The organism is Rhodococcus aetherivorans (assembly GCF_011058165.1).
Classification (GTDB): Bacteria; Actinomycetota; Actinomycetes; order Mycobacteriales; family Mycobacteriaceae; genus Rhodococcus; species Rhodococcus aetherivorans.
Map to the genome: position 1 here is coordinate 60,378 of NZ_JAALEG010000004.1, position 14,501 is coordinate 74,878.

General features: G+C 70.4%; 16 protein-coding genes. 6 read left to right on the forward strand and 10 right to left on the reverse strand.

What is annotated here, in order from left to right:
- Positions 1–20: 20 nt before the first annotated feature.
- On the forward strand, positions 21–224 hold the full coding sequence (locus tag G6039_RS02770; RefSeq protein ID WP_006948033.1) for a hypothetical protein: 204 nt from the start codon (positions 21–23) through the stop codon (positions 222–224).
- Between the two features lie 53 nt (positions 225–277).
- Entirely contained in the window at positions 278–586 is a 309-nt protein-coding gene (locus G6039_RS02775; protein ID WP_235194056.1) for a type II toxin-antitoxin system death-on-curing family toxin, read from the forward strand.
- Here G6039_RS02775 and G6039_RS02780 read toward each other — a convergent pair.
- The 3 genes from G6039_RS02780 to G6039_RS02790 form a co-directional block, all read right to left on the reverse strand.
- On the reverse strand, positions 531–1,748 hold the full coding sequence (locus tag G6039_RS02780) for a flavin-containing monooxygenase (RefSeq protein WP_029542279.1): 1,218 nt from the start codon (positions 1,746–1,748) through the stop codon (positions 531–533). The genes G6039_RS02775 and G6039_RS02780 overlap by 56 nt on opposite strands.
- Before the next feature lie 115 nt (positions 1,749–1,863).
- Positions 1,864–3,492 (reverse strand): LuxR family transcriptional regulator, encoded by a 1,629-nt coding sequence (locus G6039_RS02785; protein WP_006948036.1) that lies wholly within the window; start codon positions 3,490–3,492, stop codon positions 1,864–1,866.
- Between the two features lie 88 nt (positions 3,493–3,580).
- Complete coding sequence (locus G6039_RS02790; protein ID WP_043799209.1) at positions 3,581–4,330, reverse strand: ABC transporter permease; 750 nt, start codon at positions 4,328–4,330, stop codon at positions 3,581–3,583.
- Positions 4,331–4,432: 102 nt separating this feature from the next.
- Here G6039_RS02790 and G6039_RS02795 point away from each other — a divergent pair, with 102 nt between their 5' ends.
- Both G6039_RS02795 and G6039_RS02800 read left to right on the forward strand, forming a co-directional pair.
- Entirely contained in the window at positions 4,433–5,035 is a 603-nt protein-coding gene (locus G6039_RS02795) for a ClpP family protease (RefSeq protein ID WP_029542283.1), read from the forward strand.
- Positions 5,036–5,037: 2 nt separating this feature from the next.
- Positions 5,038–5,631: an ATP-dependent Clp protease proteolytic subunit gene (locus tag G6039_RS02800; protein WP_029542284.1), complete on the forward strand. Its 594-nt coding sequence runs from the start codon at positions 5,038–5,040 to the stop codon at positions 5,629–5,631.
- A gap of 103 nt (positions 5,632–5,734) precedes the next feature.
- Here G6039_RS02800 and G6039_RS02805 read toward each other — a convergent pair whose 3' ends face one another.
- Positions 5,735–6,550: a mycofactocin-coupled SDR family oxidoreductase gene (locus tag G6039_RS02805; protein ID WP_006948042.1), complete on the reverse strand. Its 816-nt coding sequence runs from the start codon at positions 6,548–6,550 to the stop codon at positions 5,735–5,737.
- A 101-nt stretch (positions 6,551–6,651) separates the two neighbouring features.
- On the reverse strand, positions 6,652–7,020 hold the full coding sequence (locus tag G6039_RS02810) for a helix-turn-helix domain-containing protein (protein WP_029542286.1): 369 nt from the start codon (positions 7,018–7,020) through the stop codon (positions 6,652–6,654).
- Positions 7,021–7,195: 175 nt separating this feature from the next.
- Between G6039_RS02810 and G6039_RS02815 the strand changes: the two genes are divergently transcribed.
- Positions 7,196–7,855 carry a TetR family transcriptional regulator gene (locus G6039_RS02815; protein ID WP_006948046.1) on the forward strand — a complete coding sequence of 220 codons (660 nt, stop codon included), beginning with the start codon at positions 7,196–7,198 and terminating at the stop codon, positions 7,853–7,855.
- Entirely contained in the window at positions 7,852–8,511 is a 660-nt protein-coding gene (locus G6039_RS02820) for an enoyl-CoA hydratase-related protein (protein WP_006948048.1), read from the forward strand. The genes G6039_RS02815 and G6039_RS02820 overlap by 4 nt, the downstream gene beginning before the upstream one ends.
- A gap of 43 nt (positions 8,512–8,554) precedes the next feature.
- Here the strand turns inward: G6039_RS02820 and G6039_RS02825 are convergent, their stop codons facing one another.
- The 5 genes from G6039_RS02825 to G6039_RS02845 form a co-directional block, all read right to left on the reverse strand.
- Positions 8,555–10,078, reverse strand: a complete 1,524-nt coding sequence (locus G6039_RS02825; RefSeq protein ID WP_029542288.1) for an ATP-dependent DNA ligase — start codon at positions 10,076–10,078, stop codon at positions 8,555–8,557.
- A 122-nt stretch (positions 10,079–10,200) separates the two neighbouring features.
- Positions 10,201–11,283, reverse strand: coding sequence for an ABC transporter ATP-binding protein (locus G6039_RS02830; RefSeq protein ID WP_029542290.1), 1,083 nt, complete (start codon positions 11,281–11,283; stop codon positions 10,201–10,203).
- A gap of 29 nt (positions 11,284–11,312) precedes the next feature.
- Positions 11,313–12,194 (reverse strand): carbohydrate ABC transporter permease, encoded by an 882-nt coding sequence (locus tag G6039_RS02835; RefSeq protein ID WP_006933843.1) that lies wholly within the window; start codon positions 12,192–12,194, stop codon positions 11,313–11,315.
- Positions 12,194–13,159, reverse strand: a complete 966-nt coding sequence (locus G6039_RS02840) for a carbohydrate ABC transporter permease (RefSeq protein WP_006933844.1) — start codon at positions 13,157–13,159, stop codon at positions 12,194–12,196. The genes G6039_RS02835 and G6039_RS02840 overlap by 1 nt, the downstream gene beginning before the upstream one ends.
- Positions 13,156–14,484 (reverse strand): ABC transporter substrate-binding protein, encoded by a 1,329-nt coding sequence (locus G6039_RS02845; protein WP_006933846.1) that lies wholly within the window; start codon positions 14,482–14,484, stop codon positions 13,156–13,158. Before G6039_RS02845 ends, G6039_RS02840 begins: the two co-directional genes overlap by 4 nt.
- Positions 14,485–14,501: the final 17 nt, after the last annotated feature.

Here is a 14,501-nt window from a genome sequence, read left to right on the forward strand (position 1 = left end):
AAAGTGGTAGCATCGGACTCATGGCCATGACACTCCGGTTGACCGAAGAGCAGGAGCGAGCACTTGCGCTGTTGGCGGAGGCCGACGGTGTGAGTAAGCACGAGGCGACGGTGCGTGCCATCACGGAGGCGGCGGCGCGGCGCGTGCGGGACACGCGGGTGCAGGCGTTGTCCCGTGACGGCCGGGAGCGATACGCTGCGCTGCTCGACCGATTGGCTCAGTGAACGTCGAGTACCTGGAACTCGAGGATCTGCTCGCGCTTGCGGCGGATCTGGGAGTGCCGCACATTCGCGATCTCGGTCTCCTGGATTCGGCTGCGCACCGACCTCGCTCCTCGCTTTTCGGGCGTGATGCCTATCCGTCGATCCACGAGAAGGCCGCGGTGCTGCTCGAATCGATCGCGCGGAACCATCCTCTGGTCGACGGCAACACGCGGCTCTCGTGGATGGCGGTGTTCGTCTTCTACGGCCTCAACGGGCTCGATCTCGACGCGCCGGATGACGACGCGTACGACCTGGTGATCGCCGTCTCTACCGGGACGATCGACTACCGGGCAGCAGCCGAGACACTCGCCGGCTGGACGTAGCGTAGGTCCCCGACGAGCCGTGTGAACGGCCGTGCGCCGGAGCGCCGAGTCGGGTCGGAACCCCAGCGGCGACGGGCGCGCGGTGCTCGACCAGGTGCCGGACGACGTGCCCGGCGTCCGCGCCGGCCCCGCCCACGAGCATCGAGCGGAACGACGACTGGAAGCACAGCCCGGTGAAGTACAGGCCGGGGATGTCGGTCACCACCCCGTGTTCCTCGAGCGGCCAGCCGTCCGGGCCGAGCACCGGCAGGTCGATCCAGTCGTAGACCTGGCGGAAACCGGTGCACCACAACACGTTCGTCACGTCGAGGACGCGCCCGCCGGCGAGGACCGGACGGCCGTCGACGACCCCGGTGACCCGTTCGGTGATCCGTTCGACGCCGAGCTCGGCGAGATCCTCCCGCTTGACCCGCAACAGCGGTGCGCCGTGCCGGCGTTCGTGTTCACGCACCTTCCGGCCGAGCGGGGTGCGGACGGAGAGCACGTGGCCCCACACGAACCACAGGACCGGGAAGAGCACCCGCATCCGGCGGCTCTCGATCCGCACCGGGAGCTGCCCGGTGTCGCGGCCGCACAGGATCGTTGGATGCGACGTAGCCACCTCGTAGGCGAGGTCGCCGCCGGAGTGGGAGGCGCCCACCACGAGCACCGGGCCGTCGATCAGCTGCGTCGGATTACGGTATTCGCTCGAGTGCAGCTGCACGATCCGCGGGTCCAGCTCCGCCGCGAATTCCGGGATGCTCGGGGTGCGGCCGAACGTGCCGGTCGCGACGACGACGTTGCCGGCCTCGATCCGCATCTCGCCGCAGTCGAGGAGGAAGCGGTCGCCGTCGCGTGAGAGCCGACGCACCCGGGTGCCGCCCGCGACGGGGAGATCGAACCGCGCGGCGTATGCCTCGAGATAGTTTGCGACGTCGTCCTTCGTCGGGAACCGGTGCGGATCGCCGGGGAACGGCATGCCGGGCAGGCCGTCGTATCCGGCGGGGCTGTACAGGCGCAGCGAATCCCAGTGGCTGCGCCAGTTGTCGCCGATCCGCCGGTTCGCGTCGACGATCAGGAAAGAGCGGCCGCGCCGGGCGAGGTGGTAGCCGGCGGACAGACCCGCCTGGCCCGCGCCGATCACGACGGTGTCGATCAGTCGGGGTGCACTGTCGGTGGTCATGGGGAACTCCTGGCTCGAGGGGTCTGGACGGACGACGTTAGGCGCCGCCGGCATCGGCCGCGTCGGGCGAACTATGTAGCCGGCCCGAGAACCCGGATGGGTAATTCTGTGCAGCTCAGAGCAGGTGGTGCTCGTACGCGTATGCCGTCGCGGCCGCCCGGGACGACACGTCGAGCTTGGTGAAGATGTTGCTCAGGTGCCGCGCCACGGTCTTCTCGCTCAACACGAGTTCACGGGCCACGGCCCGGTTGGTCTTCCCGGTGGCGACGGCCCGCAGCACTTCGACCTCGCGCGGGGTCAGCCGGCCCCGCGCGGCCGGCCGCGTCGGCACTCGCGCGAGGTCCCGCAGGTCCGGCTCGGCGTGCAGGTCCCGGAACGTCGCCGCCGCGGCCTCGTACTCGAGCCGCGCCGACTCGGCATCGCCGAGCGCATCACAGCAGCGGCCCTGCAGCACCCGCACCCGCGCGCACTCGTAGGGCGCCTCGAACCCGCGCCAGAGCCCGCACGAGCGGCGCAGCCGGTCGAGGGCGGCGCGCGGTGCGCCCTCGGCGAGCAGGACGGCCCCGGTGACCTGCTCGGCGATCGCGCTCAACGCCGGAGCGTCCTGTTCGCGGGCCAGCGCCGCGAGTTCGTCGGCGCTGCGGCGCGCGGCCGCGACGTCGCCGACGGCGAGCGCGACCTCCACGTGGCCCGCCAGCAGCCGCGGACGATAGAGGGGAAGCGATTCGCCGAGCGCCCGCCGGATCCCGGCGAGCGCCGCGTCGGGGTCGCCCTGACGCAGACGCAACAGCGCCATGCCCGGTTGGATCTCGCGGCCCAGCCGGCCCGCGCGGCGGTAGGCGTCCTCGGCCTCGTCGAACTCGCCGCGCAGCCGGTGCAGTTCACCCTGTTCGTACAGGGCCATGCCGACGGCCGGTTGCCCCGGTGGGTCCGACAGCCGACGGAACGCGAGCCGGGCCAGGTCCATGGCCTCCGTCCAGGCGCCCTCCAGTTGCAGGATCTCCGCGCGGTGTACGAGGCACTGTCCACGGAACGGGACGAGGCCGGGCTGGGCGTCGCACCAGCGGCCGAGTGCCCGCGTCCATTCCCTGGCCCGCTGCAGCTGGAACGTGTCCTGGCAGGCCTCGATCACCGCGCAGTACACCAGGCCGGCCACGACCGGCGAGACCTCTTCGAGGGTCACGCCGACCATCACCTCGTCCAGCGTGCCGAGACCGCCGGTGACGTCGCCGAGCAGGATGCGGCACTGCCCGATGCCGAGGGTGCTCAGCGCGACGAGGTCGGCGTCGCCGCAGGACCGGCCGATTTCCTGGGCGGCGGTGAACGCGGGCAGGGCGTCGGCCGGGCGGTTCGCATGCATGTCCTGCACCGCCGCCGGCAGCAGCAGGAAGCCGCGCGTCGCGCAGTCCGGGCGTCCGGGCTCGCTCAGGTGCTGGGCCCGGGCGAGCCAGCCGCCGGCGCGCGCCACCTCACCACGGTTCATCAGCAGGAAGCAGAGCCAGAAGGCACTGCGTCCGGCCCGCTCGGGGTCGTCGGCGTCGAGATGGGCCGAGAACGCACGTTCGTACAGCGTCGCGCAGTCGTCGTCCCGGCCGACCAGATACGCCGACCGTGCGAACAGGTCGAGGTCGTCGGCGGTGAGGGGCTCGTGCGCGTCGGCGGCGCGGAACGCGTCGAACGCCCGCGTCCAGTCCCGCGCGTGGAACGCTGCCCGCGCGTGGTCGAGCACCGTCGACGGGCCCATCCTCGCTCCCTGCGGCGACCGAACGTGCACCGAGTGGTTGCCTGCGATCCTACGCCCCCCGGCCACCCGGTCCGGGGCGCTGCGGAGATCAGTCCGGCAGGCCGGGCCGGGTACGGACCGGTGCCAGACCGGAGACGAGGACGACGGCGGTGATCGTTCCGGCGGCCATGATCGCGGCGAGCACCACGATCTGGAAGCGTCCGGCCTCGAGCGGGGACACACCCCCGAAGATCGCGCCGACGAAGGCGCCCGGCAGCGTCACCAGCCCGGTGGTCTTGGTCTGGTCCGTCGACGGGATCAGCGCCGAGTGGACGGCCAGGCGCGTGAGCTCGCGGGTGGACTGCCGCGGCGTCGCACCGAGCGCGAGCCAGCCCTCGACGGTGTCCCAGTTGTCCCCGGTCAGTTCCGTGAAGCGCCGCCCGGCGAGGGTCGCGATCGTCATGGCGTTGCCGACGACGATGCCGCCGATGGCCAGCACGTACCGCGGGGAGAACTCGATGGCGCCGGTGACGAAGACGATCGTGAGCGTCACGGCGATCCCGAGCGCCATCGCACCGGATACGAGGGCCACGTGTCCCGGGCTCCAGCCGATCCGGCGCGATGCGGTGAGAGCCGCCACGGTGAACATGACGAGCAGGGCGGCGCCCACCCAGATCGGATTCGTGATCACCCCGGACAGCACCACACTGATCAGGGCCAGTTGCACGGCGCCCCGCAGCACCGCGATCGCCGGCGCGAACTGATGCGGGGCGCGGTAGCCCCACAGCACCGCGGTCGTCGTCCCGACGAGCAGTGCCACCCCGACGGCGGTGGGCACCAACTCCAGGGACCAGGTCACCTCCGGAGCGTATCCGCCGGTCGCGCCCCTGCAACATCACCTGTGTCTGCCGTCGGCAGACGAAGCGCCCCGGCGCGCGGAACCGGCGCCAGGATGACGGTCATGATCACCACACCACCGCTGAACTACCGCGACCAACTCGCCGACCGGCTCTTCCAGCACCGCACGGTGCTGCTGACCGGGGAGGTGAACGACGACACGGCCGAACGGGTTTGCTCCGAACTCGTCCTGCTCGCCACGGCCGACACCGAACGCGACGTGGTCGTCTACATCAACTCGCCGGGCGGATCGGTCCTCGCCGGGCTCGCGATCTACGACACCATGAAGCTGATTCCGAACGACGTGGTCACCGTGGCTCTCGGGTTCGCCGCGAGCATGGGGCAGGTGCTGCTCGCCGCCGGCACGCACGGCAAGCGGATCGCCTTGGCGCACAGTCGCATCATGATGCATCAGCCGTCGGCGGGGATCGGCGGCACCGCGATCGACATCGCCATCCAGGCCGACAACTGGGAATACATGAAGCGCCAGTCCGAGGAGATCCTGGCGGCCGAGACCGGGCGCCCGGTGGAGCAGATCGCCGCCGACAGCGACCGGGACCGGTGGTTCACGCCCGAGCAGGCCCGCGAGTACGGCATCGTCGACGCAGTGGTCGACTCGTTCGGTCAGCTCGCCCCGTTCGCGGCCGGTCGCCGGATGGGGTTGTGATCATGTCCCAGTACACGATTCCGCACGTGATCGAGCGGACGCCGGCGGGGGAGCGGTCCTTCGACGTGTTCAGCAGGCTGCTGAACGAGCGAATCATCTTTCTGGGCACGGAGATCGACGACGGCGTCGCGAACGTCGTGATGGCCCAGCTGCTGCACCTCGAAGCCGAGTCGCCCGATCGGGAGATCGGCCTCTACATCAATTCGCCCGGTGGGTCGAGCACCGCGATGATGGCCGTGTACGACACGATGCGGTTCCTGCGGCCGCCCGTCGCCACGTACTGCATGGGTCAGGCCGCGTCCGCGGCGGCGGTGCTGCTCGCGGCCGGAGCACCGGGCCGGCGCTTCGTGCTCGCCCACTCGCGGGTGCTGCTGCACCAGCCGTCGACGCAGGGGCAGGGCACGATCTCGGACCTGTCGCTCCAGGCCGCAGAGGTGTTGCGGATCCGCGCGCAGACCGAGGAGATCCTTGCCGAGCACACCGGTCAGGACCCGGCGCGCCTGCGCAAGGACACCGACCGGGACCGCGTCTTCACCGCGCAGGAGGCCATCGACTACGGGCTCGCCGACGAGCTGATCGTCGACCGCGAGCCGTAGTGGCCGGGCCGCAGGGTGCACTCCCCCCTTCGGGTGGCCGAATGTGACATGCGTTCGCTCGGATCGAAGCGGTGTGACATTCGGCCACGTTGGGTGGGGGCGCTCAGCGGATCAGGTTCCCCAGGTCGACCGGGATCTGCGCGCCGGTGATGTACTTCGCCTCGTCCGAGCACACCCACGCGACGACGGCCGCGACGTCCTCGGGCTGCAGGATCTCGTACGGCAGGGAGTTCATGTAGATCGGGCCGAGAGTGGTCGCGTACTTCGCGATCAGCGGGTGCAGGTCGCTGACCTTCATGCCGGTCTCCACCCCGGCCGGGTGGACGGTGTTGACCCGGATCCGATGCTCGCCGAGTTCGTTCGCCATCGTCTTCGCCAGTCCGGTGATGCCGTGCTTCGTCGCGACGTAGTGGCCGGTGAACGGGGTGCCCTTGAGACCCGAGACGGAACTGGTGAAGACGACCGCGCCGCCCTCGCCCTGCTCGATCAGGTAGGGCACGGCGGCCTTCGCGGTGTGGAACACTCCGGTGAGGTTGACGTCCACCGTTTCGCGCCACTGCTCGAGGGTGATCTCCCACGACAGCGCGCCCGAGCAGATGCCGGCGTTGGCGACGACCACGTCGAGCCGGCCGAGCCGGTCCACGCCGTCGGCGAGTGCCCGCGAGAGCGCGTCGAAGTCCCGGACGTCCGCGGTCGTGGCGACGATGCGACGCCCGGTCGTCTCGACCAGCCGCACGGTCTCCGCGAGATCCTCCTCCGTGGCGCCCGGGTAGGCGGTCGAGGCGAAATCGATGCACGCGTCGATCGCGATGATGTCGGCGCCCTCCCGGGCGAACTGCACCGCCTCGGCGCGGCCCTGGCCGCGGGCTGCGCCGGTGACGAAGGCGACCTTGTTCTCGAAACGGCCGGCGGCATCCATGCTCGTCTCCTCGGCAGTGGGGGGATCGTCGGGTCGGACGCGGATTCTCCAGCCCCGAAGCGACGGGCGATACCACGGGTTCCGCTCAGCGGGACCGGGGCTCAGGCGGCGCACAGCTCCACGCGCGGGTCGCGCACCCGCTCGACCTGCGCGTTCACTCGCGCGGCGGTCAACCGCCGGATCCCGCGCGAGAGCAGGTGCTCGACGGGCAGGTGCAGCGCGCCGCACACCGAGCGCAGCACCTCCGACGACGGCTCCTTGCGGCCGCGCTCGATCTCGGACAGGTACTGCTTGGACATGCCGACCGCGGCCGCGACGTCGGCGAGGCTGCGGTCCTGATCCCGGCGTTCGTCGCGCAGGATCTCCCCGTAGACCTCGCGCAGCAGGCGCTCGGGCCGCGGCCGCTTGGCACGGTGCTGTCGGCGCCGGGCGTCGAAATCCGCGACGGCGGGCCGGTCCGCTGCTGACATGCCCCGAAGTCTCGCACGATGCCGGCGCCGGGGCCGGGGTATTCACCGACAGCGAAACGGGGGCCTCCGTCCGCGACGCGACGCGGCACGGCCGGCCGCGGTTCGGCAGCGCAGCCGATCGCCACCCCGCGGTTACCGCCTAGTAATAGAGCGCATGTTCTGTTATGGTCCCGCTGTGCCCCGCCCCCGCATCCATGACCTCGACGAGGTTCTCGACACCACCGAAAGTCTGGTGGTGGAGGGTGGCGCGAGTGCGGTGACGCTGCGTGCGGTCGCCGCGGCCACGGGGATGTCGAACGGCGCTCTGTATCACGCGTTCGGCTCACGAGGCGGGCTGGTCGGCCGGGCCTGGTTGCGCGCGGCCCACCGCTTCCTCGACCTGCAACACGCGGCGGTCGACGAGGTTCTCGGCTCCGCCTCGGCGCCGGGCTGGGCCGTCGGGGTCGACGCCGTCGTCGCAGCTGCCGATACCCCGGCGGCGTTCGCCGCCCGCTTCCCCGAGTCCTCGCGTCTTCTGCTCACCGTCCGGCGCGACGAGTTGCTCGGGTCCGACCTGCCGGAGGATGTCGCCGCAGAGTTGAGCCGGCTCGATTCGGTTCTGGTCGCGCTGCTCGTTCGCCTGACTCGGACGTTGTGGGGCCGCGGCGACGCGCGTGCGGTCGCGGTCGTCGAGGACTGCGTCGTCGGTCTGCCCACAGGGCTGTTGCTCCGGCGTCGGCGTGTCCCCGACACCGCCTTGCGGCAACGCCTCGAGGCCGCGGTCCGTGCGGTTCTCGCCCTCGATCCTCCGCCGGCGCCGCCCCGGCGCGGCGGCCACACGAAAGGTTCTCGATGACTGCCACTCTGACCTACCGGGACAAGATCGCCGTCCTCGACCTCGGCGACGACGAGAACCGGTTCTCCCCGGACTGGCTCGACACCGTCGACCGCCTCCTCGACGAAGCGCAGCAGAACGCGCACGCGCTCGTCACCACGGCGACGGGGAAGTTCTACTCCAACGGCCTGGACCTGGAATGGTTGACGGCGCACGGTGATCGGGCGCAGTGGTACGTCGGCCGGGTGCAGGCGCTGTTCAGCCGCATCCTCACCTTCCCGTTGCCGACAGTCGCCGCGGTGGTCGGGCACGCGTTCGGGGCGGGCGCCATGCTCGGCATCGCGCACGACTACCGGGTGATGCGCGCCGACCGGGGCTACTACTGCTTCCCCGAGGTCGACATCCACATCCCGTTCACGCCGGGCATGGCCGCCCTGATCCAGGCCAAGCTGACCCCGCAGACTGCAGTCACCGCGATGACCACCGGGCACCGTTACGGCGGCCTCGAGGCCGAGGCTGCCGGCCTGGTCGACCGCACAGCCGGCGAGGGTACCGTCCTGGATGCCGCCGTCGAGCTCGTCACCCCGCTCGTGGGGAAAGACCCCGGCACCCTCGGTGTCATCAAGTCCACCATGTTCGCCACCGTGGTCGAGTCGCTCGCCCAGGGGCGGGCATGACCGGCCACGAGCGACATCCGGTATCGGGCGGAAGTGCGGGGCGCTAACCGGAATCCGTCGCCGGCAGCAGCGCCCGCACCGCGTCGATCGTGTCCGCCTCGGCAGCCGTCTTGTCGGGGCGGTAGCGCACCACCCGCGCGAATCGCAGCGCCACCCCGCCGGGGTAGCGCGGGCTGACCTGCACGCCGTCGAGTTCGATCTCCACGACCAGCTCCGGTCGCAGGTACACCGCGTGTGCGTCGCGGCTGCGTTCGTGACGCGGGAATTCCTCGGTCTGCCATTGCAGCAGCGCGTCGGTCAGCCCCTTGAACGTCTTGCCGACCATGATCGGTTCACCGCCGTCCGGGTCCCGCGCGCCCAGATGGAGATTGGACAGGTACCCGGTGCGGCGGCCGTAGCCCCACTCGGCGCCGAGCACCACCAGGTCGAGGGTGTGCTCCGGCTTGACCTTCTGCCAGGCGCGGCCACGCCGGCCCGCCGCGTAGGGCGCGGTGAGGTCCTTGACGACGACGCCCTCGTGTCCGGCGGCGAGCGCGGCCTCGAACTGGGCCTTGGCTGCGGCGTCGTCCGGCTGCAGCACGCCCGGGATCCGGTGCTCGGGGGCGACCCGCTGCAGGGCGTCGAGACGCTCGGCAAGCGGTGCGTCGAGCAGGTCGACGCCGTCGAGGTGCAGGCAGTCGAAGAAGTACGGGTGCAGCAACAGATCGTGGGCGGACTCGGCGCCGAAGCGGCTCATGGTCTCCTGGAACGGCCGGGGCCGGCCCGCGGGGTCGAGCGCCAGGGTCTCGCCGTCGAGCACCACCGACGTGCACGGCAGCGCGGCGACCAGATCGACGAGTTCCGGTACGCTGCCGGTGATTTCGCGCAAGGTGCGGGTGAACACCCGCACCGTCTCGTCGTGGCGGTGCACCTGGATGCGGGCGCCGTCGAGCTTGTATTCGACGCTGACGTCGCCGCCGAACCGGCTGTAGGCGTCGGCGAGGGACGGCGCGGGAGAGGCGAGCATCGGCCTGATCGGCCGGCCCACCTCGAGACGGAACGCGGTGAGCGCGTCGGCGCCGCCGGTGAGCGCGGCGGCCGCCGTCACGGACAGTTGCCCGGAGAGCATGAACGCCCGGCGCACCGTCTCGGCGGGCAGACCGGCCGTGGCGGCCACCGCGTCGGTCATCACGCCCTCGAGCGCGCCCTGCCGCAGATCCCCGGTGAGCAGCCGCACCAGGAACTCCTGTTCGGCGGTGGTGGCCGCGCCGAGCAGCGTGGCGAGCAGTTCGCGGCGCCGCCCCGTCGATCCGGTCCCGGCCAGACCGGCGAGCTCGGTGAAGGCCCGGTCGACGTCGGAGACGGTCAGCGACGGCGCGTCGGCCGGGTCGACGCGGGCCCCGGCGAGGGTGCGCCAGCCCACGCCGATGCGGCCCTGGCGGGGCTCGCCCGCCAACCACGACACCGCGGGCTCGACCTCCACGGGCTCGAGGACGGCGAGGAGGCTGCGCAGTTCTTCCACCTTGGTCCGTCGCGACCGGGTGGTGCCGACGGCCCGTGAGGTGGCGACGATCGTCGAGAAGAGCACGTCCCGACCGTACCGACCCCCGCCGGTTCCGGCGCAGGTTCACCGCCGGTTCCGGCGCAGGTTCACCGCCGGTTCCGGCGCAGGTTCACCGCCGGTTCCGGCGCAGGTTCACCGCCGGCCGGTCAGTCGCCGACGCGTTCGCCCGTCTCCGGATGGAACAGGTGCACCGAGCCCTCCCGCTTGCGCAGCCGGATCGTGTCCGCGAGCCGGGCCGGGGTGCGGGTGAGCGACCGCGCGACGAGGGTGGTGTCGCTGCGCGCGACGCGGGTGTACACGTACGACTCGCTGCCGAGTTCCTCGACGAGGTCGACGATGGCCTCGACGCCGTCGCCGTCCGTGATCTCCAGCTGTTCGGGCCGGATCCCGACGGTGACGGTCTCGAGGCCGGCGCGGTGCAGCGCGGCGATGCGGTCCCGTTCGACGTCGACGACGGTGCTGCCGATCTGCACGCCGCCGTCGACGATCCGCGCGTCGAGCAGGTTCATCGCGGGCGAGCCGATGAACCCGGCGACGAACGCGTTGGCGGGCCGGTCGTACAGCTCGGTGGGGGAGGAGAACTGCTGCAGCGTGCCGCCGCGCAGCACCGCCACCCGGTCGCCCATGGTCATCGCCTCGACCTGGTCGTGCGTGACGTACACCGTGGTGGTGCCGAGACGCCTTTGCAGCGCGGCGATCTGGGTGCGGGTCTGCACCCGCAGCTTGGCATCGAGGTTGGACAGCGGTTCGTCCATGCAGAACACCTGCGGTTCGCGGACGATCGCCCGGCCCATCGCGACGCGCTGCCGCTGGCCGCCGGAGAGCTTGGCGGGCTTGCGGTCCAGGTAGTCGGTGAGGTCGAGCAGCTTCGCCGCCTGCTCGACCTTGCGCCGCCGTTCGTCGGCGCTCACACCGCGCATCTTCAGTGCGAAGCCCATGTTCTCGGCGACGGTCTTGTTCGGGTACAGGGCGTAGTTCTGGAAGACCATCGCGATGTCACGGTCCTTCGACGGCACACCGACCATGTCGCGGCCGCCGATGCTGATCGAGCCCTCGTCGATGTCCTCGAGTCCGGCGAGCATCCGCAGCGCGGTGCTCTTGCCGGAGCCGGACGGTCCGACCAGGACGACGAACTCCCCGTCCTGGATGTCCAGGTTCAGCGAGTCGACGGCGAGGGTGTCGGAGTTCTCGTAGATGCACGACGCGTTGCGGTAGGTGATCTCGGCCATGACGATTCCTTCGAAAGTGATCGGGGGAGTTACTTGATTGCGCCGAACGACAGGCCGCGCACGAGCTTGTTCTGGGCGACCCAGCCGGCGAGGACGACGGGCAGCGCCGCCATCGTCGCGGCCGCGGACAGGCGAGCCCAGTACAGGCCCTCGCCGGTGATGAAGCCGACGAGGAACACGGGAATTGTCTGCGCCTGTACCGCCGTGAGGTTGACGGCGAAGAAGAATTCGTTCCAGGAGAAGATGACGCAGATCAGGGCGGTGGCGGCGATGCCGGGCGAGACGAGCGGCAGGATCACCTCCCGCACCGACGTCCACAGGCCGGCGCCGTCCATGCTCGCGGCCTCGAGCAGCTCGCCCGGCACCTCGAGGAAGAACGAGCGCATCATCCACACCGCGATCGGCAGGTTCATCGCGGTGTAGAGGATGATCAGGGCCCAAATATTGTCGAGCAGGCCGATGTTCGCGACGATCACGTACAGCGGGATGATCGCGGCGACGATCGGCAGCATCTTCGTGCTGATGAAGAAGAACAGGGCGTCCTTGGTCTTGCGCACCGGCCGCAGCGACAGGGCGAACGCGGCGGGCACGCCGAGCAGCAGGACGAGGATCGTCGACACGCCGGTGGCGAACGCCGAGTTGAGCAGGCTGACACCGACGCCGGTGTCGAACACCGCGCGGAACTGGTCGAGGGTGGGTGTGAAGAAGAACTTCGGTGGATCGGAGTAGGCGTCGGCCTCCTGCTTGAAGGCGGTGAGCACCATCCAGAACACCGGGAAGAAGAACCCCAGGGCGGCGATCCAGGCGACGACGCCCCATGGATTTGCCTTGCGGTGCTTACGTTTCCGGGGGCGCGCCGGGACGGTCTCCGGTGCGGGGAGCTGCTGTGTGGTGGGGGCGGTGGTGCTCATCAGGCGGCCTCCTCCTTGCCCGTGAACGATGTGAAGATCAGCCGCAGCGCGACGGTGGCCACGACGATGGTGGCGACGACGACCACCACGCCCATGGCGGCGGCCTGGCCGATGTCGAAGCCGAGGAACGCCCGCTGATAGATGTAGAACGGCAGGTTGGAGCTGGCGGTGCCCGGTCCGCCCTGGGTCATCATGTAGATGGCGTCGAACGTGTTGACCAGGTGGATCGCGCCGAGCACGGCGCCGAGTTCGATGAACCGCCGCAGGTGCGGCAGCGTCAGCTCGCGGAACAGGGCGAAGGCGCCGGCCCCGTCGACCCGGCCGGCCTCGAGAGTGTCACGCGGCATGGACTGCAGCCCGGCCAGGATGAGCAGCATCATGAACGGGGTCCACTGCCACACCAGGTTGGCCATCACCGCGGCGAGCGGGTAGCGGCTGACCCAGTCGATCTGCCCGACGCCGAACGGGGAGAGCACGAAGTTGACGATGCCGAACACGGGATCGAACATCGCGGTCTTCCACATCAGCGCTCCCGCGACGGGGGTGACCAGGAACGGCGTGATGAGCAGGGTGCGGACGATGCCGCGGCCGAGGAAGACCCGGTCGAGCAGCAGCGCGAGCAGCAGGCCCAGCACGACGGAGATCAGCACGGTGCCGACGATGAGGATCACGGTGTTGACGGCGACCTCGCGGAACTGGCTGTCGCGGAAGACGTCCGCGTAGTTCTGCAGGCCCACGAAGCTGCGCGAGCCCGGGCGCACCAGGTTCCACGACTGCGTGGAGTAGTAGAGGGTGAACACGAACGGGATCTGCGTGACCACGATCATGAAGATCAGGGCCGGCAGCAGGGGCCCCCGGCGGCGCCAGCCTTCCGCGCGGGAGACCGCGTCGCTCTTGGCTTCCCGCACCCGGCGGATGCGTTCCGAGTCGTCGGCGGTGGGTGCGCCGACTGCCACGGTTGTCATTGTTGATCCTCCCGATAGGTGGCACCGACGACGTCGGCGTATTCCTGGGCCTGTTCCAGCGCTTCGGTGACGGTCTTCTGGCCGGCGATCGCGGCGCTGATCTGCTGGCTCACGCGGGTTCCGAGGTCCTGGAACTCGGGGATGGCCAGGAACTGGACGCCGGTGTAGGGCACCGGCTCGACCGTCGGGGCGTCCGGGGTCGCGTTCTCGATGGACCGGAGGGTGAGCGGCCCGTAAGCGGCTGCGGCCTCACGGTATTCGGGGATCTCGTAGGTGGACAGCCGGCTGCCGGGCGGCACCCGCTCCCAGCCGAGGGTCTCGCCGACGGTGCGCAGGTACTCCTTGCTCGTCATCCACGAGACGAACCGCCACGCCGAGTCCGCGTTGTCGCTGTCGACGGGGATGCCGAGCGACCAGCTGTAGAGCCAGCCCGCGTCGTCCTTGACCCGGATCGGTGCCGGCGCGTACCCGATCTTTCCGACCACGTTGCTCGACGCGGGGTCCTCGAGGGTGGAGACCGCCGACGTGGAGTCGTACCACATCGCGACGCGGCCCTGGGCGAGCTGCGTGGCGCATTCGCTGAAACCGCTGGTGGCGGCGCCCGGCTGGCCGTGCTCGCGCACGAGGTCGACGTAGAACTGCACGGCCTCGACGACCTCGGGACTGGTGAGCTGCGCGTTCCAGTTCTCGTCGTACCACCGGCCGCCGAAGGTGTTGATCACCGTGTTCAGCGGGGCGAGCACCTCACCCCAGCCGGGCTTGCCGCGCAGGCAGATCCCGGCGGTGTCGGGGCTGTCGAGGCGGGCGGCGGCAGCGGCGACCTCGTCCCATGTGGGGGTGGGGGACAGGGCGATGCCGGCCTGCTCGAACAGGTCCTTGCGGTACATCAGGAACGAGGACTCGCCGTAGAACGGCACCGAGTACATGTCGCCGTCGTAGGACAGCGATTCGCGCAGGGAGGGAATGAAGTCGTCCTCGTCGTAGCCCTCCGTCTGCCGGGCGTAGTCGGAGAGGTTGGTCAGCCAACCGTTCTCCGCCCACTGCGGGGTCTCGTAGTTGCTGATCATCACTACGTCGAACTCGCCGCCGCCCATCGCGGTGGAGGCCGTGATCTTCGCGCGGGCCTGGTTCTCCGAGAGCGTGACGAACCGCAGGTCGATGTCCGGGTTCTCGGCCTCGAACTGCGCGGCGAGTTGCTGGGCGTCCTGCATCTGGGAATTCGACACCATCGCGATGGTGACGGTCTGGTCGGAGGCGCCGAGCGAGCCGGCGCCGGCGCAGCCGGTGAGCGTGAGGCTGAGCGCCCCCGCTCCGGCCACCAGCATTCGGGTGGTCGTTCTGG

Coding starts and splice junctions, on each gene's coding strand:
- G6039_RS02800 (WP_029542284.1), top strand. CDS start 5,038: ATGTCCCAGTACACGATTCCGCACGTGATCGAGCGGACGCCGGCGGGG.
- G6039_RS02795 (WP_029542283.1), top strand. CDS start 4,433: ATGATCACCACACCACCGCTGAACTACCGCGACCAACTCGCCGACCGG.
- G6039_RS02785 (WP_006948036.1), bottom strand. CDS start 3,492: ATGGGCCCGTCGACGGTGCTCGACCACGCGCGGGCAGCGTTCCACGCG.
- G6039_RS02770 (WP_006948033.1), top strand. CDS start 21: ATGGCCATGACACTCCGGTTGACCGAAGAGCAGGAGCGAGCACTTGCG.
- G6039_RS02835 (WP_006933843.1), bottom strand. CDS start 12,194: ATGAGCACCACCGCCCCCACCACACAGCAGCTCCCCGCACCGGAGACC.
- G6039_RS02780 (WP_029542279.1), bottom strand. CDS start 1,748: ATGACCACCGACAGTGCACCCCGACTGATCGACACCGTCGTGATCGGC.
- G6039_RS02830 (WP_029542290.1), bottom strand. CDS start 11,283: ATGGCCGAGATCACCTACCGCAACGCGTCGTGCATCTACGAGAACTCC.
- G6039_RS02820 (WP_006948048.1), top strand. CDS start 7,852: ATGACTGCCACTCTGACCTACCGGGACAAGATCGCCGTCCTCGACCTC.
- G6039_RS02840 (WP_006933844.1), bottom strand. CDS start 13,159: ATGACAACCGTGGCAGTCGGCGCACCCACCGCCGACGACTCGGAACGC.
- G6039_RS02805 (WP_006948042.1), bottom strand. CDS start 6,550: ATGGATGCCGCCGGCCGTTTCGAGAACAAGGTCGCCTTCGTCACCGGC.
- G6039_RS02810 (WP_029542286.1), bottom strand. CDS start 7,020: ATGTCAGCAGCGGACCGGCCCGCCGTCGCGGATTTCGACGCCCGGCGC.
- G6039_RS02845 (WP_006933846.1), bottom strand. CDS start 14,484: ATGCTGGTGGCCGGAGCGGGGGCGCTCAGCCTCACGCTCACCGGCTGC.